Source organism: Streptomyces sp. NPDC040589 (assembly GCF_055594445.1).
This window is the reverse complement of the sequence record NZ_JBVIWP010000004.1, coordinates 642,077-664,273: the sequence shown is the minus strand read 5'-3', so window position 1 is coordinate 664,273 and position 22,197 is coordinate 642,077. Positions and strand designations below refer to the sequence as shown.

The window sequence follows — 22,197 nt, the reverse complement described above, 5'->3', positions numbered from 1 at the left end:
CCCCATAGTTCAGCTGGGGGCAGTGGGGTCAAACCATGTGGGGGCGTCCGACACAGCCTGCTTGATCCGGAGCAGGCCGAACTCGTTCAGTTCGGGCAGGGCGTCGATGTCGAACCAGCCCACGTCCAGCGACTCGTCGTCGTTGACCCGTGCCTCGCCGCCGACGGCCCGGCAGCGCAGGGTGATGTCCATGTACTGGCAGGTGTCGCCGTTGTCGTACGTGACGGGGTCGAGCGCCTGGACGAGGACGACCCGCTCGGCGACGCAGTGCACGGCCGTCTCCTCGTGGACCTCCCGTACGGCGCAGGCCGCGGGCTCCTCTCCCGGGTCCGGGATGCCGCCGATCACGGACCACTTGCCGGTGTCGGACCGGCGGTTGAGCAGCACTCTGCCCTCGTCGTCGAAGACGATGGCGGTGACTCCGGGGAGCCAGAGCAGCTGATGGCCGGCCGATGCGCGGAGGGTCCGGATGAAGTCAGGAGTAGCCATGCCGACGACCCTAATCGGCCGGTCGCGGTGTCCCGCGCGATTCAGGCAGCGTGCGACAGGCGTACGGCTACACGTCACCGCTGCGTCGTGCGCGCAGACCGGCGCCGACGGCCCAGCCCAGACCACCGGCCGCGACCAGCACGAGGGCGATCTCCGGCAGGATGCCGAGTCGCGTGGCGGGGGTCTGCGAGGACCGCAGCGGCACCTTCTGCACCAGCGAGTCGGCGACGAACATGCCGGTCTTCTGCGTGATCTTCCCGTCCGGCATGATCATCGCGCTGACGCCGCTGGTCACCGGCACCGTCACGGTCCTGCTGTGCTCGACCGCGCGGACCCGGGACATGGCGAGCTGCTGGTAGGTCATCTCGCTGCGGTCGAAGGTGGCGTTGTTGCTCGGCACGGAGATCATCTGGGCGCCGTCGGTGACCTCGGAGCGCACGGTCCAGTCGAAGGCGGCCTCGTAGCAGGTGACGAGGCCGACCTTGGCGCCGTCCATGGTGAACACGCCCGGCTCGGTGCCGCGGCTGAAGTCCTGGCGGACCATCGCCGTCCAGTTCTTGTTGATCGCGCCGATGAACGAGCGCAGCGGCAGATACTCGCCGAACGGCTGGATCTGACGCTTGTCGTAGGTGTCGACGGGGCCCTTCGCCGGGTCCCACAGGATCTGCTCGTTGTACAGCTTGCCGTCGCGCTCCACCACGCCGCCGACCGAGATGGGCACACCGATGGCCTGGGCCGCCTTGTCGATCACGGCACGGGCGTCGGGGTTGGCGAAGGGGTCGATGTCGGAGGAGTTCTCCGGCCACAGCACGAAGTCGGGACGGGCGACCTTGCCGGCCTTGACCTGCGCGGCCAGGCGTTCCGTCTCACGCGCGTGGTAGTCGAGCACGGCCCGCCGCTGCGAGTTGAAGTCGAGGCCCGCCCGGGGCACGTTGCCCTGGATCGCGGCGACGGTCACGCTGCCGTCCTCGGCCTTGTCGCTGACCAGCGGCCGGGCGGCCACCGCCGCCAGGACCGGGACGCCCAGGCTCAACACGGCAACCGCTGCCGCCATGTGCCGCACGACTCCGGTGGCCCGCCTCTCCAGACCGAGACGCACGGCCTCGTACAGCCCGAAGCCGCACAGGACCACTGCGAAGCCGAACACCGGCGTACCGCCCACCGCCGCGAGCGGCAGGAACACCCCGTCGGCCTGCCCGAACGCGACCTTCCCCCAGGGGAAGCCCTCGAACGGCACGCGCGCGCGTGCCGCCTCTCCGGCGATCCACACAGCGGCTGCCCACACCGGCCAGCCGGGCAGTTTCGACACGGCCGCGACGCCCGCGCCGACCAGTGCGACGAAGATCGCCTCGATGACGACCAGGGCGAGCCAGGGGCCCGGCCCGACCTCCACTCCGGTCCACACCAGCAGCGGCAGCAGAAAGCCGAGGCCGAAGAGGTAACCGAGGCCCAGCCCCGCCTTCCAGCTCCGGCCGCGCAGCACCCAGCCGAAGACGGCGAAGGCCGGCAGGGCCAGCCACCAGAGGGTGCGGGGCGGGAAGCTGACGTAGAGGAGCAGGCCGGAGAGCGCGGCTGCGGCGGGCGGAACGAGACGCCGGGCCCAGGTCCGCGCCCCGGGCGCGTTCCGCGGCTCCAACTGGTCCGACTCGCCGACGGAGGTTGCGGTGACGGTCACTCCCGGAGTCTAAGGCGAGTGACCTTGAGGCCGACAGCGCGGTCCACGAGGCGGCGGCACCACGCCGTGCGGACGGCCACGCGCGGCGTCGCCCGCGTCCGCAGCATCGTTCCTGCTCATTTCGTCACGACACATCCACAAACCGTCCACCAGCGGCTACGGTGTGCCGAAGCCTCAGTCGTGCGGCCCGTGGCGGCCCGTGCGGCCGGGGTCTTCACAGGTCGGGGGCGACGTGGTGCGGGGGGCGGGGCGGGGTGGGTTCACGTGGGCTGACGTCCGCGTCCGGGCTGGACGCGGACGGCGAGAGAAGAATCGTTTCCGATGCGGCGGGCGTCGTGGTGCTGGGGGCTTGCGCCGGCTGGTCCCTGATCACGGCCGCGGTGCACGAGGGCCGGCCCGAGGGCGTGCTCCTCGCGGTGCTGGCCGTGGCGGCCGGGTACGCCGCGGGGCGCATCGGCGGGGCGCTGCTGCCGGTCGGCGCGCCCTGCGCCGGGGCGCTGGCGGGTGTCGCGCTGACCGTGGCCGTTCCGCACCTTGCTCCGGGCCCGCAGATCACCACGCCCCTGGGACACGCCGGGGCCACGGCGGCCGTGCTGACGCTGTCGGCCGGTGCCGCGTGCTGCGCGGCCTGGGCCGCCACCGCTCCGGCCGCCCGGATCGCCCTGCGCCTGCTGGCCGCCGGGACCGCGGTGCTGGCGGCCGTGCTCGGCTCGACCACCGGCTGCGTCACCTGTGTCGCGGTGCTGTTGTGCTCGCTCGCCGCAGGACGCACCCGTCACCGCGGCGCCGGACTTGCCGTACTGGCCGCGGTCGCCGCCCTGGTGACCTGCCTGGCCTGGGCGGTCGCCGCGCGTGCCGTACCGGGCGGGCTCGTGGCCGCCCTCGAAGGGCGGCTGACGCCGCACCGCGTACAGCTCTGGGAGGACGCGTGGCACCTGCTGCGCGAGGACGCCGCCCTGGGAGTCGGCCCGGGCCGCTTCGGGGAGCTGAGCACCACGTCCGCCCAGTCACTGCTGTCCGACGGCAAGCCCCACTCGGCGCCCCTGCAGCAGGCGGCCGAGCAGGGCATCGTCGGCGTGGCCCTGCTGGCGGCGGCGTTCGGCTGGGTGCTGTACGCCCTGTGGCGCGGCCCGCGCCCGACGCCGGTGGTGCTCACCGCGGGCGCGACCCTGACGGCGCTCGCCGCCATCGCCGCGATCGGCAACGCGCTGAGCTTCACCGCGGTGTCGGTGGGTGTGGGCCTGCTGGCGGGCACGGCCACGGCACGCCCCTGGGCCGACGAACAGTCGACCCGCGCCCCGGACACACACCCGCGCGCCGGACGCACCCCTGCCTGGTGACCGGCCGCCCCGGTGATCACGGCCGGCGATCCACAGCGCTCAGTGCGCGGCAGCGCCCGGCTTCGTGGGCCGCAGCCGGGCCTTGATCACCTGGACGGCAGCCTCCGCGTCGTCGACGGTGACCGTGAAGGTGTGTCCGTCCCACATCTCCAGTACGACGCCCTCGCCCCGTCGTACGACCACCGCGGTGCCCTTCTCGGGCCGCCATCGGTAGCCCCAGCCGCCCCACTGCCGGGGGGTGACATGCGCGATGTACGTGGCGCCCGCCACATGGGAGAGCGGGATACGGCGGCGGGGCAGGCCGATGTGGCCGCAGCGCACCTCGAGGTGCTCGTCGTCGACCCGGAGCGCGACGTGCACGAAGGCGAGGGTTCCGAAGAGGACCAGCAGCCCGGCGGCGATGCACCCGACGACGGCCATGACGAGCGGGGCGCCGGGCGTCCACGCCGAGTCGACGGCCAGCTCGATGCCCAGCGCCATACAGGCGGCGCCGACGAGCGCCAGCAGCCACTGGACCCGGTTGGTGGCACGGCCGGTCCAGACATCGGGGTGCGAGTGGGGGGCGTTCTCGCCGTGGGGGTGGTCCCTCATGCATATGAGGTTACTCAGGTTTCGCTCCGCCGGTACCTCGTGGCGGAGCGTGACTGCGCCGACCGGGCGGGCCCCTCCGGCACGGGCGACGGCGGTCGGTGGCCGGTGCCGGTCAGCCGGCGGGCGTGACCGCCTGGAGTATCCGCCCTTCCTCGTACGCCAGGGCCGGCGCGGGCAGCCTGCCCTCGCGTCCGCTCAGCAGCACGGTCAGGGTGCCGTGGGGCGGGGCTCCCGGTGCGGGCTGCTCGCCGAGCCGGCGCAGGGCCTGGGCGGCGACGGCGCCCGCGGAGCCGTGCAGCACGAGGGGCGGGCGGCCGGGGCGCTGGACGGCGGCCCGGATGCGTTCGGCGACCAGTTCGTAGTGGGTGCAGCCCAGGACGACGGTCGTCACCTCGTCGGGGGTCAGCGCGGCGGCGGCGGCCACGGCGGCGTCGATCGCCGCCTCGTCCGCGTGTTCCACGGCCTCGGCAAGGCCCCAGCAGGGCACCTCGGCGACGGGCACTCCACCGGCGAAGTCGCGGATCAGGGCCTTCTGGTACGGGCTGCCGGTGGTGGCCGGAGTGGCCCAGATGGCGAGGGGCCCGCCGCCGGCCGCGGCGGGCTTGATCGCCGGGACGGTGCCGACGACCGGGAGCTCCGGTTCGAGGCGGGCGCGCAGGGCGGTGAGCGCGTGCACGGTCGCGGTGTTGCAGCCGACGATCAGGGCGTCGGGGCGGTGCGCGGCGGCCGCCTCGGCGACGGCCAGGGCCCGCCCGGTCAGGTCCTCCGGGGTCCTCGGGCCCCACGGCATGCCGTCGGGGTCGAGGGAGAGCACGAGATCGGCGTCGGGGCGCAGGCGCCGCATCGCGGCGGTGGCCGCCAGCAGACCGATTCCGGAGTCCATGAGGGCGATCTTCACCCGATCACGATAGACGATGAGCCTTCCCGGGCAGGCCCGGTGGGGCAGACTGCGCGCGTGAGCGCCGTTGTGTGGACTGCCGCTGGATCACTTCTCGCCTGGCTGTGGCTGCTGCTCTGTCAGGGCTTCTTCTGGCGCACGGATGTGCGACTGCCACAGCGCCGGGACCCGGACGCGTGGCCGTCCGTGTGCGTCGTCGTCCCGGCCCGCGACGAGGCGGCGGTGCTGCCCGCCGCGCTGCCCTCCCTGCTCCTTCAGGACTATCCGGGGCGGGCGGAGGTCTTCTTCGTCGACGACGGCAGTTCGGACGGCACCGGTGATCTCGCGCGGGAACTGGCGCGCCGGCACGGCGGGCTGCCGCTGACCGTGGGCTCGCCGGGCGAGCCGCCGCCGGGCTGGGCCGGGAAGCTGTGGGCGGTGCGGCACGGCATCGGCCTGGCACGCGCGCGTGATCCCGAGTATCTGCTCCTGACGGACGCCGACATCGCGCACGCGCCGGACAGTCTGCGGGAGCTGGTGGCGGCGGCCCGTGCCGGAGGGTTCGACGTGGTCTCGCAGATGGCCCGGCTGCGGGTGGAGAGCGCCTGGGAACGGCTCGTCGTGCCGGCCTTCGTCTACTTCTTCGCGCAGCTCTACCCCTTCCGCCGGATCGGCAAGGAGGGGACACGGACGGCCGCCGCGGCCGGTGGTTGCGTCCTGGTGCGGGCGGAGACCGCCGAGCGGGTACGGATCCCGGACGCGTTCCGGCACGCCGTCATCGACGACGTGGCCCTCGCACGGGCCGTCAAGCGCGGTGGCGGGCGCGTCTGGCTGGGGCTCGCCGACCGGGTGGACAGCGTGCGGCCGTATCCGCGGCTGCACGACCTGTGGCGGATGGTGTCGCGCAGCGCGTACGCCCAGCTGCGGCACCACCCCCTGCTGCTGGCCGGAACGGTCGCGGGGCTGGCGCTGGTGTACCTGGTGCCGCCGGTGGCGGTCGTGGTCGGCCTGGCGGCGGGGAGCGCGGCGGCGGCGATCACCGGCGGACTGGCGTGGCTCGTGATGACCGGGACGTACGTCCCGATGCTCCGCTACTACCGGCTGCCGCTGTGGCTCGCTCCTCTGCTGCCGTTCACCGCGTTCCTCTATCTCCTCATGACGGTCGATTCGGCGGTACAGCACTACCGGGGACGCGGCGCGGCCTGGAAGGGCCGCACCTACGCCCGTCCGGAGGCCGTGCCCGACGAGGGCTGACGGCCACCGGTGGGCAGGGTGGTCACTTCCTGCCGGGGGTCCAGTTCATGCCCCACCCGTAGGCGTGGTCGACCGTCCGCTGCGGGCTGACCCCGCGCTCGGGCACCAGGTAGCGCGCCTCCCGCTGGACGACCAGATCGCCGCCGGTGTTGGTGATCAGGGCGAGCGCGCACACGGGCGAGGGGACCGTGCACTCGTCGAGGGAGAAGTCGATCGGGGCGCCGTACTGCGGCTGGAGCGTGACGGTGGCGTTCAGGTCGGCGAAGGAGCGGGCGCCTTCGTAGATGGTGACGAAGACGAGGATGCGCCGGAAGGCGTTCTTGTGGTCGAGATTGACGGTGAGGTTCTCACCGGCCGCCACGGCGCCGGTGCGGTCGTCGCCGTCGAGGTGGATGTACGGGGGCTGGTGCAGCGCTCCGAAGGTGTTGCCGAGGGCCTGTACGACGCCCTTGCTGCCGTCGGTGAGTTCGAACAGCGCGCACAGGTCGAGGTCGAGGTCGGAGTGCATCGCGGCCGGGCGGCCGAACTTGCTGCTCCACCCCGAGAACTGCTTGCGCACCTCCCAGTTGAGGTTCACGTGGAGGGCGCCGGAGGTGCCGCCCTGCTTGGTGAGCGAGACGGAGGGGGCTGCCTTGGTGAGCGTCACCTTGGTCAGGCGGACCGGTGCCGGTGCAGCCGGAGGCGCCGGGGGCGGGGGCGGGGCCGTCGGCCGCGTCATCGGCGGGGGCGCGGCGGGCGGTGGGGGCGCGGCCATGGGCGGTGCCGCGGCCGGGGCGGTCTGCTGCGGTTCGTCCACCGTGATGCCGTACTCGGTGGCCAGCCCTTCGAGCCCGCTGCTGTAGCCCTGCCCGACGGCGCGGAACTTCCAGGCGCCCTGGCGGCGGTAGAACTCGCCCAGCACGAAAGCGGTTTCAGTCGTGGCGCCCGGGTTGTCGAAGCGGGCCATCGGAGTGCTCCGGCCGGCATCCTGGACCTCGATGTACAGGTCCGGGACCTGTCCGAAGGTGCCGCCGTCGGCGGAGGCGGCGAGGACGACGGTCTCGATCGCGGGCTCCACGCGCGTGAGGTCGACGAGGAGCGCGTCGGTCACCCGGCCGTCGGCGTTCCGTTTGCCCTCGTGACGGATGGCGCCGGATGAGTGCGCGGGCTGGTTGTAAAAGACGAAGTCCGCGTCGGAGCGCACCTTCCCGCTTACCAGCAGCAAAGCGGAGGCGTCGGCGTCGGGCACGCCCGGTCCGGTCCGCCAGCCCAATTCCACCCGCAGTGCCGCGGTAGGCACAGGAGTGTTTGAACCTTTCAGCATTTGCATGTCCGCCCCCATCGCGTATCACCGCGCCAGGCACATCCCGGCTGTCCGTCGAGTTCCGTTCGCACAACCTATTCCTCCTGGCCGCGAACTCCCATGAGCCGCCACCGGGAGACCGGTGGCCAACCCCTGGTAACCGGCCCGGAACTCGGCCTTTACACGATCAGAACCCTGTTCGGTGCCCCTTTTTGGCGAGTTCGCTCGCATTGGGGATCCCAGGTCACTGACGACGCGGAAAACAACCCTCTTATCGGTCTCCCCAACCAGCACATCGTTGGCTTAACTTATGTGGCATGACCTCCCCCCGCTCCACCTATGGCGGCGGCTACTACTCCGCCTCCTTCCCGGACACCCCGATCTACGACAGGCTCGTCGCCGAGCGGGGCACCCCGCAGATCGCCCCGATCCGGGTCCCCGCGCAATACGACATGCCCGGCAGCAACCTGCCCGCCCTTCCGTCGGCGCTGCCCGCTCTGCCGGCAGCCCCCTCCCAGCCCGCCTACGGCTATCCGCAGGCGCAGCAGCCCGCCCCGCTCCAGCAGGCGCCCGCTGCGTACATCCCGCAGCAGGCCTCCGCACCGCGCGGCTATCCCGGCCCTCAGCCGCAGCAGCCGCGCCCGGCGGCGCCCGGCGGGGGCTACGAGGCGATGCGCCCCGCGGCTCCCCGGCCCGCACCGGCTCCCTATCAGGACCCGTACAACAACCAGCAGTACCGCGGTTACTGAGCGCTCCCGGGGGTTGTCGGTGCCGACTGGCACGATGGCCCCATGGGGAACGCGCATCTGCACTCGATCCACGTCCATCCGGTCAAGGCGGTCCGGGGCCTGGCGCCCCGGAAGGCCGTCGTGGAGCCCTGGGGGCTGGCCGGAGACCGGCGCTGGGTGCTGATCGACGACGGGGGAAAGGTCGTCACGCAACGCCAGCGGCCGCGCCTCGTGTCCGCCGCCGCAGAACTCCTGCCGGACGGCGGCGTCCGGCTGTCCGCGCCCGGTATGGAGCCGCTGACGGTGCCCGTTCCCCGGCCCCTCGGCACGGTGCCGGTGCAGATCTTCCGCGACAAGGTCGAGGCGGTCCCGGCCGAGGACGAGGCCGCGCACGCCTGGTGCAGTGCCTATCTCGGCATCGGTGCGCGTCTCGTGTACATGCCCGACCCGGCCACGCGCCGCCCCGTCGACCCGGAGTACGCACGGCCCGGCGAAACCGTCTCCTTCGCCGACGGCTTCCCGCTGCTGCTCACGACGACGGCCTCGCTCGACGCCCTCAACACCCTGATCGCGCAAGGCGACCACGCGGACGAGGGCCCGCTGCCCATGAACCGTTTCCGGCCGAACGTGGTCGTGGCGGGCACGGCCGCCTGGGCCGAGGACGCGTGGGCGCGCATCGCCATCGGGGAGGTGTCCTTCCGGGTCGCGAAGTCCTGCGGCCGGTGCGTGGTGACCACCACCGACCAGGGCACGGGCGAGCGCGGCCGCGAGCCTCTGTACAGCCTGGGGCGGCACCGGCGGCTCGGCGGCAAGCTGGTCTTCGGACAGAATCTGGTGCCCCTGTCCCGGGGCACGATCCGGGTCGGTGACCCGGTCAGGATCCTCGATCAGCACGGGCAGGAGGTCTCCGACCGGGGCGGGAACCCCGTCGCGGGCCCGGGCGTTGGCCTTGTGTGAGAAATTCATGAGAGACCCGTGAGAGGTGATTTGGCTCTCTCTTCGACGGGTCCGAGCGTGGAGGGCTCCGCGGGGGGTTATCACGGAGCGGGAAGGGGGTGCGGTCGGTGCGAGCGATCAGCGGGCTCTGGCGCTGGCGGCGCAATCCGCTGTGCCGCGCGACCGATCTGGCCGAGGCCTGGGTGGCGCTGACCGCCCTGCTGCTGATCCTCCTGGTCGTCCCAGTGGCCGGATCCCTCGTCGGAGGCGCCGCCCAGGACACGCTGCAGCAGTCCGTCCGGACGCAGCACGAGGCGCGGCATCTGGTGACGGCCACGGTGGTCCGCAAGCTGGACCGCTCCCCGCTCGACGCCGACCCGGAGACCTCGACGGGCAGGGATCTGCGCAACCGTGTCCTCGCCGACTGGACCGCCCCGGACGGCACCGCGCACCAGGGCCCGGTCCTGGCGGGCCTCAAGGACCCGCGGCAGGGCGACGAGTTCCGGATATGGACCGACCGGCACGGCCGGATGGTGGCCCGCCCGCTCGACTCCGCGACGGCGTCGACGCACGCGGTCCTCGGCGGCATAGGCGCGGCCCTGGCGGCCGGCGGCCTCGTCGAGGGCGGCAGGCGGCTGATCGTCTGGCGCATGGTCCGCCGCAGGTACGCCCGTTGGGACCAGGCATGGGACAAGGCGGGCCCGGACTGGGGCAGGACGGGCACGGGCAGCTGAGGCGGCCTTCCGACTCTGGTCAACCCACCACCCGCGCGCACGCTACGGTGGTCCGGCCGAGACGATCGGCACAACCCGCGCGCGAGCGAGCAGGAGGGGCGCGCCGGTGTCGCTGCCGCGTGCGCGCGCAGGCCCCGAGAGGCCGAGCACGGCCGCGACTCACGACACGGGCTGAAGCGCCCCGAGGGCGAACGAGCCATCAGTACGACCGAGGTGGGGGCACAGCTACACCATGGCACAGGGCACGGTCCAGGTGACGCACACCGGCACGTCGCGGTGGCGGCGCCGCACGGGTGAGTACGCATCGCTCGCCGCTGCCCTGGAGGCCGCGGCCGACGGAGACGTCCTCACCGTCGCCCCCGGCACCTACCGGGAGAACCTCGTCGTGCAGCGCGCGGTGACCCTGCGAGGGCCCGAGGGCTCCCCCGGCTCCGTGCGGATCGCGCCCCTGGACGGGGTGCCGCTGACCGTGCGCGCCTCGGCGGTGGTGCAGGACCTGCATGTGGAGGGCCAGGACTCGGCCGCCCCGGCCGTCCTGGTGGAGGAGGGCACACCGGAGCTGCGGGATGTGCGGGTCGTCACCCGCTCGGCGGCGGGGATCGAGGTGCGCGGCAACGCCCGGCCCACGGTCCGGCGCTGCGCGGTCGACAATCCGGCGGGCGTCGGCATCGCCGTACTCGACGGCGCGGGCGGGGTGTTCGAGGAGTGCGAGGTCGTCGCGGCCGGTCAGTCGGGCGTGGCGGTGCGCGGCGGCGCCCACCCCCGTCTGGAGCGCTGCCGGGTGCACCACACCTCGGGCTCGGGGCTGTCGGTGACGGGGGAGAACTCGGCGCTGGAGGCGGTGGGCTGCGAGATCTACGAGGTCCGGGGCAGCGGGGTGCAGATCACCGGCCGGGCCACCGCACACCTCACGGACTGCGATGTGCACCGGACGACGGCCGACGGTGTCACGCTGGACACGGACGCCGTGCTGACGCTGGCCGACTGCCGTATCCACGACATCCCGGAGAACGCGGTCGACCTGCGCTCGCGTTCGGTCCTCACGCTGACGCGCACCACGGTGCGGCAGTTCGGGCGCAACGGCCTGTCGGTGTGGGACCCGGGCACGCGCGTGGACGCCAACCAGTGCGAGATCTTCGACAGCACGGGCGACTACCCGGCGGTGTGGGTGAGCGACGGGGCCACGGCGGTGCTCGACTCGTGCCGGGTGCACGACGTGCCGGACGCGCTGTTCGTCCTCGACCGCGGTTCGCGCGCTGACGTCGTCGACAGCGACCTGTCGCAGGTGCGCAACACGGCCGTCTCGGTGAGCGACGGCGCGACCGCCCAGCTCGACGACTGCCGGATCCGGGACGCGGCGACGGGCGCCTGGTTCCGCGACCACGGCAGCGGCGGCACCCTCAACAACTGCACGCTGGACGGCACCCAGACCGGCGTCATCGTCACCAAGGGCGCCGACCCCACCGTGGAGCGCTGCACCATCGACTCCCCCGCTGAGGCCGGGGTCTATGTCTCGGCCGGTGGCCGCGGCAGCTTCCAGAACTGCCGGGTGACGGGCAGCGGCGGCTACGGCTTCCATGTGATCGACGGCAGCCGTACGACGCTCAGGAAGTGCCGCACGGAGCGGTGCACGCGCGGCGGCTACGAGTTCGCGGACAGCGGCGCTGACGCGGCGTCCGGGACGGGCCCCGTGGTGGAGGACTGCACCAGCGACGAGAGCGTGGGGCTCAGGGCACCCGCGGCCCCGGAGACGGCCGTGCAGACGGTGAGCCACTCCCCCGGTCTGCTGGGCGCCCTCCCGGAGCAGCGCGCCGAACCGGCGCTGCCGGCCCCGGCCGTGGAGCCCGAGCAGCCGTCCCGCACCTCCAAGGCGGTCCTCGGTGAACTGGACGCGCTGGTGGGCCTGGAGAGCGTCAAGCGCGAGGTGCGCGCCCTCACCGACATGATCGAGGTCGGCCGGCGCCGGCAGCAGGCGGGCCTGAAGGCGGCGTCGGTCAAGCGGCACCTGGTCTTCACCGGCTCCCCCGGCACCGGCAAGACGACGGTCGCGCGGCTGTACGGCGAGATCCTCGCCTCCCTCGGCGTGCTGGAGAAGGGGCACCTGGTCGAGGTGTCCCGGGTCGACCTGGTGGGCGAGCACATCGGCTCGACCGCGATCCGCACCCAGGAGGCCTTCGAGAAGGCGCGCGGCGGCGTGCTGTTCATCGACGAGGCGTACGCGCTGTCCCCCGAGGACGCGGGCCGCGACTTCGGCAAGGAGGCCATCGACACGCTGGTGAAGCTGATGGAGGACCACCGGGACGCGGTCGTGGTGATCGTCGCGGGCTACACGGCCGAGATGGAGCGCTTCCTGTCGGTCAACCCGGGTGTGGCGTCCCGCTTCTCGCGGACCATCACCTTCAGCGACTACGGCCCCGAGGACCTGCTGCGTATCGTGGAGCAGCAGGCCGAGGAGCACGAGTACCGGCTGGCGCAGGGCGCGGGCGAGGCCCTGGGGAAGTACTTCACGGAGCTCCCCAAGGGCCCGGCGTTCGGCAACGGCCGTACCGCACGGCAGACGTTCGAGGCGATGGTGGAGCGCCACGCGAGCCGGGTCGCCCAAGTCGCGGAGCCGAGCACGGACGACCTGACGCTGCTCTACGCCGAGGACCTGCCCGAGTTGCTCTGAGGATCCCCCTCCGGGCCCGGGCAGGGCGGCTCGCCGGGGTGCCGGGGTGATGGCAGGCCCGGCCGCAGCCGGGCCAGCAGCTTGCGGCGCTCCTCGGCGAACGCCGGGTCGGCCTGGTAATCGGAGTGGCCGAGGATCGGCGCGGGCAGCGGCAGCGAGTCCGTGCGGCCGTAGGCGAGTGGGTCCTTCAGAGGGCCGTGGTCGACCTGGTGGCCGCGGTCGCCGGGCAGGCGCATCGGGCCGCCGATGGGGTCGGTGAGCCGGTAGAGGTTGCGCCAGCAGTCGACCTCCCGGTGCAGTGAGCTGAGCGCGGCGGGGCCGAAGTGCGCGGGGAACCAGCGGCCGTAGAGGCGTTCCAGCGGGGAGCCGTAGGTCAGCAGTGCGACACGTCTGCGGGCGGACGGGGCGAGTTGCCAGGCCGCCGCGGCGGCGAGCACGCTGCCCTGCGAGTGCCCGGAGATGACCAGCCGTCCGCCGGTGGTCCGGGTCCAGGTCGCCATCCGCCAGGTCAGGTCGGGCACGGCGCGTTCGGCGTAGCAGGGCGGGGCGAAGGGGTGGGCGGCGCGCGGCCAGAAGGTGCCGACGTCCCAGAGGATGCCTATGGTGCGGCGGGCCGCCGCGTCCTTGTAGGCGCGTCGGCCCCAGGTGACGAACAGTATGAAGCCGAGGCCGATCAGCCAGGAGCCGAGGGCCTGGGCGGTCTCCGCGGCGCCGTGGACGACGGGGTAGGAGCCCTGCGCGGCCTCCCCGGGTGTCTCGTCGGTGGTCAGGGCGCCCACCAGTGCTCCGGCGCCGAGCAGCAGGGTGACGCCTGAGGTGACGGCGACGATGCGGGGTCCCCGGTCGGTGAGCGCCGCCATCGCGCGGGTGTAGGCGATACGGCGGGTCCGGGCGCGGTCCTGGGCCTCGTCCGGGTAGTCGCGTGCCACGGCCTCGCGCTCGTCGCGGGCGAGCTGCCAGGCGCGCCGGCCCAGCCAGCCGAAGAGCACCAGGAGCACCACCATCAGGGGCGGGATGACGGACGCCTGCCAGGTCAGCAGGACCGGTGGGCCGTCGATCGAGGTACCGGTGCCGTCCAGCCAGTCGGACACGCGCTGGGCCACGCCGCCGGACATCACCCCGCCCAGGGCGCAGGCCAGCATCGCGACGGCCGGTCCGCCGAGGCCGCGCAGCACGGCCCGCCGGTCGGGGTCGGTGCGGTGCAGGGTGTGGGCGACGACGGCGAGGACGATCACGAGCAGCCCCTGCACCAGGGCGATACCGCCGAAGGTCATGTCTCCCGGCAGCCGCCCGGCCGACTCCCAGCCGGGGCGTTCCCACCCGGCGTACAGCAGGGCGAGGCCGAGCAGGACGAGCGCGGCGAGCGGCAGGCGTCGTACGAGGCGTTCGTCGAGTTCCCGGTCGAGGCGCCTCTCGCTGCGGCCCCGGCGGCACACGACCCATACCACGGCGACCGCGCAGGCCACGAGGGCCGCTTCCAGGAGCAGGCCCAGGATGTTCAGTGCGGCGGGGCCGCCGGGCTCGCGGTCGCGGCGGGCGGCGGCACTGGCGACCGCGGCCGCGACGGTGATCAGTCCGGCGGCGGTGTGCGCGGCGCGCAGCCGGGCCACCAGCCGGCGTCCGTACCAGAACCCGGGCCGGCCCAGCGCGGTCGGGCTGCCGTCCCCGTCGGGCTCGGGGGCGCGGTCGATCGGCTGCTGGGACTCGTAGTCGCTCCAGGTGCGCTTGGACAGGTACCACAGCAGGGCGGTCAGGGCGGTGGGGACGAAGGCGGCGAGGGCGAGCCTGCGGCCGGGGCTGCTCCACCAGCCGCCGTCCGAGACGGTGGGCGAGAGGAAGCCCAGCCAGGAGTGGCGGTCGGCGCACTCGAGGGTGCCCGCGCACTGCCATGCCGCCAGGTCGAGGGCGACCTCGCAGGCCGCCGCGACGAGCAGCACCGTCAAGGTGAGGCCCGCCAGCCGTACCAGGAGGCCGTAGAGGCGCACCGTGCGTCTTCGGCCGCGGGCGGTCGGGCGCATCCAGTGGGCGAGGTTGACGACCATGAACGGCAGCAGCAACAGCCACAGGGCGCGGGTGCCGTTGCCGGAGGTGAGGTTGCACCAGACGTAGGCCTCGGGCACCGGGCCGTCGCGGCGGTGGGCGTCGGGGCTGGTCTCCGCGTCGACGTCGTCGGCGCGGCGGAAGACGGCCGCGATGTTGTCGCCGGTGATCCGCACCGTCCGAGGATCGTTGAGCATGTCCTGCGGCGTGGTGCCGCCCACGCCGTGGACCAGGAGTTCCAGGGCGGTCCCGGTCTCGCCGGGCCGTCGGGCGGGCTGGTCAGGCCCGCCGGTCGAGACCTGTTCCTGCGCATGTTCCACTGATTCGCACTTCCCCCGTGACACGCCGTCGGCTCTGTCCGCGCGGGCACAAGGATCTCCACTTCCGCGGCGCCGTACACCTCCTGTCACGGAATCTCACCGATCCGTGATGCGGGGAAGCGACGGATGAGCAGCAAGTGGCATGTGCGCGACGAGCGGTCGGTGGCGCCGGCGACTCCGCGACATGCGAGGATGAGACGTCCGCGCACCGGAGCCCGGGGAGAATGTCCTAGTGGGGGCGGGTGTGCTGGGCGAGTCGGACGGCAATGAGGCGAAAGGACCGGAGCGTACGTGAGCGAGAATCAGAACCTCCTCGCGGAGCAGCGGCGATCCCTGATCCTCGACGAGGTCCGCCGCCGGGGCGGTGTCCGGGTCAACGAGCTGACCCGCAAGCTCGGCGTGTCGGACATGACGGTCCGCCGCGATCTCGACGCGCTGGCCCGCCAGGGCGTACTGGAGAAGGTGCACGGCGGCGCCGTCCCGGTTGTCGAGGCGAGTACGCACGAACCGGGCTTCGAGGCCAAGTCGGGCCTGGAGCTGACCGCCAAGGAGGACATCGCGCGGGCCGCGGCCAAGCTGGTCGCGCCGGGCGCGGCGATCGCCCTGTCCGGCGGGACGACGACCTTCGCGCTCGCTCACCAGTTGCAGGACGTGCCGGATCTGACGGTGGTCACCAACTCGGTGCGGGTGGCGGACGTCTTCCACGCGGCGCAGCGCACCTCGGGCCCGCGGCAGGGCGCTGCCACGGTCGTGCTGACCGGTGGTGTGCGCACTCCGTCCGACTCGCTGGTGGGACCGGTGGCCGACCAGGCGATCGCGGCGCTCCACTTCGACCTGCTGTTCCTCGGTGTGCACGGCATATCGGTCGAGGCCGGTCTGTCGACGCCGAACCTCGCGGAGGCCGAGACCAACCGGCGGCTCGTGCAGTCGGCCCGGCGGGTGGTGGTGGTCGCCGACCACACCAAGTGGGGCAAGGTGGGCCTGAGTTCGTTCGCCTCGCTGGAGCGGATCGACACGCTCGTGACGGACGCCGGCCTGCCGGACGAGGCGCGCGGGGTGGTCGTGGAGCATCTGCGGCGGCTGGTGGTGGCCGGGGAACCCGAGGACGAGGCAGACATCTGACGGGCCGCCAGCTAGGGTGACGCTTCCGGTCATCGCCCGTTGCGTGCGAGGAGGGCTTCGCCCATGGCTCACCGTCTGCGCCCGGTCGGGCTCGACTTCGCCGGGACCGCGCCCGTGCGGCATGTCTCCGCGCTGGTGATCTCGGCTCCGGTGGAGGCGGTCTACCGCGCGCTGGCGGACGTGCCCGGCTGGGTCGACTGGTTTCCCCAGGTGACGGCCGCCCGCCCGGTCGACGGGGGTGCGGGCCGCGACATCACACTCAGCGGGGGCGTCCGGTTCCGCGAGTCCGTCATCGCGGCGAAGGAGCCCGAGGTGTACGCCTACCGCGTCGACGTCACCAACATCCCCGGGGTGCGCGCGATCGTCGAGGAGTGGCGGCTCGCGCCGGCCGGCGACGGCACCCGGGTGCGGTGGACCTTCGCCACCGACGGGACGGCGGCGTACCGGCTCGCCATGAAGCCGATACGGATCGCCCAGGCGCGCGCCTTCCGGGATGCCGTCTCGGCGCTGGACCGGAGGCTGGCGGCCTGATGCCGCGGGCCTGGTCTCAGTCGGGCCAGACGCCCGTCTCCAGCAGCGAGTCGATCGCGGCGGTGTACGGCGCGATGTCCAGCCCCTGGGCGGCCAGCCAGGTGTCCGAGTAGTACTTGTCGAGATACCGGTCCCCCGGGTCGCACAGCAGGGTCACGACACTTCCCTGCCGACCCTCGGCCACCATCTCGGCGGCGATCTTCAGCGCGCTCCACAGACCCGTGCCCGTCGAACCGCCCGCCTTGCGGCCGATGGCCCGCTCCAGTGCCCGCACGGCGGCGACACTGGCCGCGTCGGGCACCTTCATCATCCGGTCGATCGCGCCCGGCACGAAGCTCGGTTCCATACGGGGCCTGCCGATGCCCTCGATACGGGAGCCGCAGTCGTACGTGACGTCCGGATCGCCGGTGGTCCAGCCGTCGAAGAAGCACGAGTTCTCCGGGTCGGCCACGCAGACGCGGGTGTCGTACTGCATGTAGTGGATGTAGCGCGCGAGGGTCGCGGAGGTGCCGCCGGTGCCCGCGGTGGCGACGATCCACGCCGGCTCGGGATACCGCTCCAGGCGCAGCTGGCGGAAGGTGGATTCGGCGATGTTGTTGTTCCCGCGCCAGTCGGTGGCCCGTTCGGCGTAGGTGAACTGGTCCATGTAGTGGCCGCCGGTCTCCGCCGCGAGACGGGCGGACTCCTCGTACATCGTGCGAGGGTCGTCCACGAAGTGGCACCGTCCGGAGTGGAACTCGATGAGGCGGATCTTCTCGGTGCTCGTCGTGCGCGGCATGACGGCGATGAAGGGAACGCCGATGAGCTTCGCGAAGTACGCCTCGGAGACGGCCGTCGAACCGCTGGAGGCCTCGATCACGGGTCTGCCCGGCCGGATCCAGCCATTGCACAGGCCATAGAGGAAGAGGGAGCGGGCGAGCCGGTGCTTGAGGCTGCCGGTGGGATGGGTCGACTCGTCCTTCAGGTACAGGTCGATGCCCCACCGCTCCGGAAGAGGGAACGAGAGCAGGTGTGTGTCGGCCGAGCGGTTGGCGTCGGCCTGGACTCTGCGGACGGCCTCTTTCAGCCACGCACGGTAGCCGGCGTCACTGTGGTCGACGTCGAGGGTCACGCCGGTCCGGGTCTGCTGGGGAGTGCTCACGGGGGTGCTCCTAACGCTTCGCGCCGACGGCACGTCGCGCGGCCGACACCTCGATGATAAGCAGCTTCCGCACGCTTCTCACCTGCATAAACGCAGCTTTGAGCCCCCCAAAGCGCCCCCTGGGGCAGAGGCCGGGGCAAGGGGGCGCGCGGTCCCGGGGACGCATTCGCGTGTGTGCTGCGGGCGCCCCCCGGCGAGGGGGTCGCACGTACTGGTGCTCGACGCCGGGTGCGGGCAGACTTCACCGCGGGACCGAGGCCCCGCACGGGGTACCGGCAGGGGTACGAGCACCGCCGGAGCAGGCTTCCGAGGCACACTGGAGCAGTACACGGGCCCGTACCGGGGCGCCGCGGGGAGCGCGGGCCGGTACACCGAGCGCACAAGGGGGCGGGTGGCATGGCGGAGCCGGAGTTCAAGGCCACGGGCGTGCGGATCGGGAAGCGGCTGCGTTCGCTCACCCGGGCCGGACAGGTCCGGATCAGCGACGGCCGGCTCGAGCTGCTGACGAGTTACGGCAGCGAGATCGACAGCGCGCCGGTACAGGCGGTACGCGCCTCCAGGCCCTGGTTCGGCCCCGACGGCCGGGCCACGGCGGATCTCAACGGCAATCGGTACCTGCTCACCCTGGGCGATCACGACCCCGCCCCGGGCGAGCCGGGGCCGCCCGCGGCGCGGCGCTTCATCGAGGCCGTGCGCCGAGCGGCGGGGCGTGGCGACTGAGATGTCCGCGAGTTGCGGTACCTCACCCCCTGCGTCACTCTGGTCTCACGTCACTCTGGGTTTACCGGCGATAACGCTGCGAACCAGCCCGCCGGACATGACAGCGGGCGGCAGTGTCCTGAAGGCGCCCTGCTGGATCCGAACTCCGTGTTCTTCCGGACCTCACGTCGGGGAGTCGCAGCCGTGATCAGCTACCCAAACAGACACTGCACGGTGGAGCTTCAAGCTCTGCCGTCGCGGATCGGCCAGGTCCGCAGAATCGTATCTGCGCAGTTGCGCTACTGGCATCTGGACGCCCTCATCGACCGGGCCTCGCTCGGCGTGACGGAGCTGCTGTCCAACGTCCACCGGCATGCCCAGCCCGACAAGACCTGCACCGTGGAGATAGAGCTGCTCCTCGACCGGCTCACGGTCTCGGTGCACGACCACGACCCGCGGATGCCCGTGGTGGAGGATCCCCAGGACATCGCGCCGCTGGCGACGTGCGGGCGCGGGCTCGCGATGGTGGCCGCCATGAGCGAGAGCTGGGGCGTCCGGCCGGACGGCGAGTCCGGCAAGGTCGTGTGGTTCACCCTGCCGACCTCCGTGGTGGCGGCGCCGACGCGCCGGGCGCGCCGCGCGGTCCTGGACATGGAGAAGCCCGTGCGCAGGTTCGCGGAGGTCGGGCCCTCCCCCGACGGGCTGCGGCCCGACCATGCTCCCGCCCGGTCCGCCGTTGCCGGTTGACCGGGCGGTGACCACCCTTCGCACGGCGGTCACTCCGAGTTGACTCATCCGGTCGGCATGCTCAGGCACCACCGCCCGTGGCCGAGCGTCCGAACTCCTCGTTCAGGACGGACAGTCGACGCCAGTACTCGTCCTCGTCGATCTCGCCGGAGGCGAAGCGGTGGCCGAGTACGGCGATGGGTGAGTCGTGCTCGACGGTGGGCTGCCGCCAGGGGCCGCCCCGGCGGCCTCGCCACACGGTGCGGCGCAGCAGCACGATGCCGCCGCCGATCACCAGCGCCCAGATCAAGGGGAAGAACAGGATCCACGGGCCGGGCCCGCCGCCGTCGCCGAAGTTCGCCAGGGTCTGCATGTCGTCCAACTCCTCGGATCCGTTGCCGCGATGTCCTCTCCGTGCTTCCGAGCATCGCCCCGCAAGGGGCCACCGGTCGTCGTACGGCCGGCGGCAGTCCGCGTACTTCGTGGGAAGTAGGCCTCGACGTCTGTAACTACTGGTATGTACAGTGAAGGGCATGAGCACCTCGGAACGGCTGATCGAGTCCACCCGCGAGCTGCTGTGGGAGCGCGGCTATGTGGGCACGAGCCCCAAGGCGATCCTGGAGCGCGCCGACGCCGGGCAGGGCAGCATGTACCACCACTTCAAGGGCAAGCCCGATCTCGCACTGGTCGCGATCCGGCGGACCGCCGAGGAGATGCGGGCTACCGCCGAGGGAGTACTCGACGGCCCGGGCACGCCGTACGAGCGCGTCGAGGCGTATCTGCGGCGCGAGCGGGACGTGCTGCGGGGCTGTCCGATCGGCCGGCTGACGATGGACCCGGACGTGATCGCGAGCGACGAACTGCGTGCGCCGGTCGAGGAGACCCTGGACTGGATCCGGGGGCGCATCGCCGCGATCGTCGAGGAGGGCAAGGAGCAGGGCCAGTTCGCGCCCTCGCTGGACGGCGGGGAGATCGCGGCGGCGGTCGTGGCCACGGTCCAGGGCGGCTATGTCCTCGCCCGCGCCTCCGGCTCCCCCGCCGCGTTCGACGCGGGGGTGCGGGGGTTGCTCTCGCTGCTGGCACCCCGTCCCGCCTGAGGAGGCTTCCGTGCACGCCATGCAGTACGAACTCACCCTGCCGGCCGACTACGACATGGGCGTCATCCGCGACCGGGTCGCCCGGGTGGGGCGGCTGCTCGACGACTGGGACGGCCTCGGCCTCAAGGCCTATCTGATGCGCGAGCGCGGTCTGCGGGGCTCGCCGGTCAATCAGTACGCGCCCTTCTATCTGTGGAACACCGTGGAAGGCATGAACTCCTTTCTGTGGGGCGGCGGGTTCCAGCGGCTCGGTGACGACTTCGGGCGGCCGTCCGTGCGGCAGTGGACGGGGCTCGCGCACGAGGAAGGGGGCGGATCTCGGGCGCGGTTCGCGGTGCGGAGCCGCCAACGGGTACCTGATGGAGGGCTGTTGGCCGATGTCGTGGCGAACGCGGCGGGCGAGGCCCGGCGGCTGGCCGCGGAGGACGGGGCCCTGCTCGCGGCGGCCGCCGTCGACACGAGCCGGTGGGAGCTGGTGCACTTCTCACTCTGGGAGCACGACACGCCCAAGGCCGACGGTGACGTGTTCGAGGTGCTGCACCTGTCCGCGCCCGGCCGGGACCGGCTGCCCCGGGGGCGCCAGTGGTGAGCGCGATACGCACGGTGCTGGGGGACGTACCCCCTGGAGACCTGGGTGTGTGCGACGCCCACGACCATCTGTTCTTCGGCAGTCCCCGGCTGCCCGGCCAGGAGCTGCGCAGCGTGGCGGCGGCGCGGGCGGAGCTGGCCGCGTTCCGGGAGCAGGGCGGCGGGACCGTGGTGCAGTGGACGCCGTACGGGCTCGGGCGGCGGGCCGCCGATCTGCCGCCGCTGTCCCGGGAGACCGGCGTGCACGTGGTCGCCGCGACGGGGCTGCACCAGGCCGTGCACTACGACGACGACACACTCGCCGGGCTGCGGGGCCGGCTCGCCGACGTCTTCGTCTCCGAACTCACCGAGGGCATCGGGGTGTCGGGGGTACGGGCGGGGCTCGTCAAGGTCGCGGGCGGGTTCCACGCACTGGACGCGCACGCGCGCTGGACCATGGCGGCGGCGGCCGAGGCGCATCACGCGACGGGGGCGGCCATCGCCGTGCACCTGGAGCTGGGCACGGGCGCGCTCGACGTACTGGACCTGCTGTGCGGGGAGTTGGGGGTGCCGCCGCACCGTGTGGTGCTCGGGCATCTCAACCGCTCCCCCGACCCCGTGACGCACCGGCAGGCGGCGGAGTCCGGCTGCTATCTGGCCTTCGACGGGCCGTCATACGCCCACCACGCCACGGACTGGCGGATGCCGGACGCCGTACGGGCCCTCGCCGACGCCGGGTTCGGTGACCGGGTGCTGCTGGGCGCGGACACCACCACGGCCGCCGCCCGCTCGGTGGGCGGCGGCCCCGGGATGCCGTATCTGCTGCGCCGGGTGCGGCACCGGCTGGTCCACGCCGTGGGCGAGGACCTGGTGGGGCGCGTCCTCACGGAGAACCCGGGCCGGGCGTTCGCGGTGGAGTGGCGCTGACCGGCGTGGTCGCCGGGATCATCCTCCGGCCTGGTCGCTGTCCTTCAGCTCGCCCCAGCCGTGCCAGCGGTCGACCTCGATCCAGGCGCTGACCCGGGGGCGGACGCGGTCCGGGTAGGGCTTGCCGATGTAGTGCCGGGCGAGGCGGTCGATGTCGGCCAGGCCCTCGTCGTCGTACATCTCGGTGACCCTGCCGATGAGGGTGACGTGGGTGTACCAGTCGTCACCGGCGAGGACGGTGAGGGTCACGCGCGGGTCGCGGCGCAGGTGCTTGAGGCGTACGCGGCCCTCGTCGAGATTGATGAGAACACGCCCGTCCTTCCACATGTACCAGGTGGCGGTGGAGACCGGCGTGCCGTCGGAGCGCAGCGTGGCCATGACGCACGGGTTGGGCCGGCTCAGCAGGGCGTCGGCCTCGGGCGGCAGCGGCGGCTTGGACATGAAGGGAACCTC

At 72.8% G+C, this 22,197-nt stretch carries 22 protein-coding genes; 13 read left to right on the top strand and 9 right to left on the bottom strand.

Annotation, left to right across the window (positions count from 1 at the left end):
* Nucleotides 1-9 precede the first annotated feature (9 nt).
* Both ACZ58V_RS20905 and lnt read right to left on the bottom strand, forming a co-directional pair.
* The gene (locus ACZ58V_RS20905) at nucleotides 10-489 is read right to left on the bottom strand and encodes an NUDIX hydrolase (RefSeq protein ID WP_468196151.1); all 480 of its coding nucleotides are present in this window, start codon (nucleotides 487-489) and stop codon (nucleotides 10-12) included.
* 67 nt (nucleotides 490-556) lie between these two features.
* Nucleotides 557-2,164, bottom strand: a complete 1,608-nt coding sequence (gene lnt / locus ACZ58V_RS20900; RefSeq protein ID WP_471291314.1) for an apolipoprotein N-acyltransferase — start codon at nucleotides 2,162-2,164, stop codon at nucleotides 557-559.
* A gap of 311 nt (nucleotides 2,165-2,475) precedes the next feature.
* Between lnt and ACZ58V_RS20895 the strand changes: the two genes are divergently transcribed.
* The gene (locus ACZ58V_RS20895; RefSeq protein ID WP_468196598.1) at nucleotides 2,476-3,504 is read left to right on the top strand and encodes an O-antigen ligase family protein; all 1,029 of its coding nucleotides are present in this window, start codon (nucleotides 2,476-2,478) and stop codon (nucleotides 3,502-3,504) included.
* Between the two features lie 39 nt (nucleotides 3,505-3,543).
* On the opposite strand, the gene ACZ58V_RS20890 is transcribed toward ACZ58V_RS20895, so the two are convergent.
* Nucleotides 3,544-4,095 carry a hypothetical protein gene (locus tag ACZ58V_RS20890; protein WP_468196147.1) on the bottom strand — a complete coding sequence of 184 codons (552 nt, stop codon included), beginning with the start codon at nucleotides 4,093-4,095 and terminating at the stop codon, nucleotides 3,544-3,546.
* Nucleotides 4,096-4,207: 112 nt separating this feature from the next.
* Complete coding sequence (locus ACZ58V_RS20885) at nucleotides 4,208-4,993, bottom strand: glutamate racemase (protein WP_468196145.1); 786 nt, start codon at nucleotides 4,991-4,993, stop codon at nucleotides 4,208-4,210.
* Nucleotides 4,994-5,032: 39 nt separating this feature from the next.
* Between ACZ58V_RS20885 and ACZ58V_RS20880 the strand changes: the two genes are divergently transcribed.
* On the top strand, nucleotides 5,033-6,226 hold the full coding sequence (locus ACZ58V_RS20880; RefSeq protein WP_471291311.1) for a glycosyltransferase: 1,194 nt from the start codon (nucleotides 5,033-5,035) through the stop codon (nucleotides 6,224-6,226).
* Nucleotides 6,227-6,248: 22 nt separating this feature from the next.
* Here ACZ58V_RS20880 and ACZ58V_RS20875 read toward each other — a convergent pair whose 3' ends face one another.
* Entirely contained in the window at nucleotides 6,249-7,529 is a 1,281-nt protein-coding gene (locus ACZ58V_RS20875; RefSeq protein ID WP_471291309.1) for a TerD family protein, read from the bottom strand.
* A 296-nt stretch (nucleotides 7,530-7,825) separates the two neighbouring features.
* Between ACZ58V_RS20875 and ACZ58V_RS20870 the strand changes: the two genes are divergently transcribed.
* From ACZ58V_RS20870 to ACZ58V_RS20855, 4 genes are all read left to right on the top strand, one after another.
* Complete coding sequence (locus ACZ58V_RS20870; RefSeq protein ID WP_189730607.1) at nucleotides 7,826-8,257, top strand: DUF6643 family protein; 432 nt, start codon at nucleotides 7,826-7,828, stop codon at nucleotides 8,255-8,257.
* A gap of 42 nt (nucleotides 8,258-8,299) precedes the next feature.
* A complete protein-coding gene (locus ACZ58V_RS20865) occupies nucleotides 8,300-9,193 on the top strand; it encodes an MOSC domain-containing protein (protein ID WP_471291307.1) in 894 nt (297 codons plus the stop codon).
* 107 nt (nucleotides 9,194-9,300) lie between these two features.
* Nucleotides 9,301-9,906: an Rv1733c family protein gene (locus ACZ58V_RS20860; RefSeq protein WP_471291305.1), complete on the top strand. Its 606-nt coding sequence runs from the start codon at nucleotides 9,301-9,303 to the stop codon at nucleotides 9,904-9,906.
* A 232-nt stretch (nucleotides 9,907-10,138) separates the two neighbouring features.
* On the top strand, nucleotides 10,139-12,574 hold the full coding sequence (locus tag ACZ58V_RS20855; RefSeq protein ID WP_468196131.1) for a right-handed parallel beta-helix repeat-containing protein: 2,436 nt from the start codon (nucleotides 10,139-10,141) through the stop codon (nucleotides 12,572-12,574).
* On the opposite strand, the gene ACZ58V_RS20850 is transcribed toward ACZ58V_RS20855, so the two are convergent.
* Entirely contained in the window at nucleotides 12,544-14,934 is a 2,391-nt protein-coding gene (locus ACZ58V_RS20850) for a hypothetical protein (RefSeq protein ID WP_471291303.1), read from the bottom strand. The genes ACZ58V_RS20855 and ACZ58V_RS20850 overlap by 31 nt on opposite strands.
* Nucleotides 14,935-15,225: 291 nt before the next feature.
* Between ACZ58V_RS20850 and ACZ58V_RS20845 the strand changes: the two genes are divergently transcribed.
* Nucleotides 15,226-16,056 carry a DeoR/GlpR family DNA-binding transcription regulator gene (locus ACZ58V_RS20845; protein ID WP_471291301.1) on the top strand — a complete coding sequence of 277 codons (831 nt, stop codon included), beginning with the start codon at nucleotides 15,226-15,228 and terminating at the stop codon, nucleotides 16,054-16,056.
* 63 nt (nucleotides 16,057-16,119) lie between these two features.
* Nucleotides 16,120-16,587, top strand: coding sequence for an SRPBCC family protein (locus ACZ58V_RS20840; protein WP_468196125.1), 468 nt, complete (start codon nucleotides 16,120-16,122; stop codon nucleotides 16,585-16,587).
* A gap of 16 nt (nucleotides 16,588-16,603) precedes the next feature.
* Here ACZ58V_RS20840 and cds1 read toward each other — a convergent pair whose 3' ends face one another.
* Nucleotides 16,604-17,728, bottom strand: coding sequence for an L-cysteine desulfhydrase Cds1 (gene cds1 / locus ACZ58V_RS20835; protein ID WP_468196122.1), 1,125 nt, complete (start codon nucleotides 17,726-17,728; stop codon nucleotides 16,604-16,606).
* 396 nt (nucleotides 17,729-18,124) lie between these two features.
* On the opposite strand from cds1, the gene ACZ58V_RS20830 reads away from it, so the two are divergent.
* Nucleotides 18,125-18,448: a hypothetical protein gene (locus ACZ58V_RS20830; protein ID WP_189730591.1), complete on the top strand. Its 324-nt coding sequence runs from the start codon at nucleotides 18,125-18,127 to the stop codon at nucleotides 18,446-18,448.
* Between the two features lie 183 nt (nucleotides 18,449-18,631).
* Nucleotides 18,632-19,174: an ATP-binding protein gene (locus ACZ58V_RS20825; RefSeq protein WP_468196119.1), complete on the top strand. Its 543-nt coding sequence runs from the start codon at nucleotides 18,632-18,634 to the stop codon at nucleotides 19,172-19,174.
* Between the two features lie 61 nt (nucleotides 19,175-19,235).
* On the opposite strand, the gene ACZ58V_RS20820 is transcribed toward ACZ58V_RS20825, so the two are convergent.
* A complete protein-coding gene (locus ACZ58V_RS20820) occupies nucleotides 19,236-19,526 on the bottom strand; it encodes an SHOCT domain-containing protein (protein ID WP_468196117.1) in 291 nt (96 codons plus the stop codon).
* 160 nt (nucleotides 19,527-19,686) lie between these two features.
* Between ACZ58V_RS20820 and ACZ58V_RS20815 the strand changes: the two genes are divergently transcribed.
* From ACZ58V_RS20815 to ACZ58V_RS20805, 3 genes are read left to right on the top strand one after another with little or no spacing between them, the layout of a single operon-like run.
* Complete coding sequence (locus tag ACZ58V_RS20815) at nucleotides 19,687-20,250, top strand: TetR/AcrR family transcriptional regulator (RefSeq protein WP_468196114.1); 564 nt, start codon at nucleotides 19,687-19,689, stop codon at nucleotides 20,248-20,250.
* A gap of 10 nt (nucleotides 20,251-20,260) precedes the next feature.
* Nucleotides 20,261-20,839 carry a DUF4865 family protein gene (locus tag ACZ58V_RS20810; protein WP_468196112.1) on the top strand — a complete coding sequence of 193 codons (579 nt, stop codon included), beginning with the start codon at nucleotides 20,261-20,263 and terminating at the stop codon, nucleotides 20,837-20,839.
* Nucleotides 20,836-21,744: a phosphotriesterase family protein gene (locus ACZ58V_RS20805; RefSeq protein WP_468196110.1), complete on the top strand. Its 909-nt coding sequence runs from the start codon at nucleotides 20,836-20,838 to the stop codon at nucleotides 21,742-21,744. The genes ACZ58V_RS20810 and ACZ58V_RS20805 overlap by 4 nt, the downstream gene beginning before the upstream one ends.
* Nucleotides 21,745-21,762: 18 nt before the next feature.
* Here ACZ58V_RS20805 and ACZ58V_RS20800 read toward each other — a convergent pair whose 3' ends face one another.
* Nucleotides 21,763-22,185 (bottom strand): PPOX class F420-dependent oxidoreductase, encoded by a 423-nt coding sequence (locus ACZ58V_RS20800; RefSeq protein ID WP_468196108.1) that lies wholly within the window; start codon nucleotides 22,183-22,185, stop codon nucleotides 21,763-21,765.
* Between the last annotated feature and the right edge of the window lie 12 nt (nucleotides 22,186-22,197).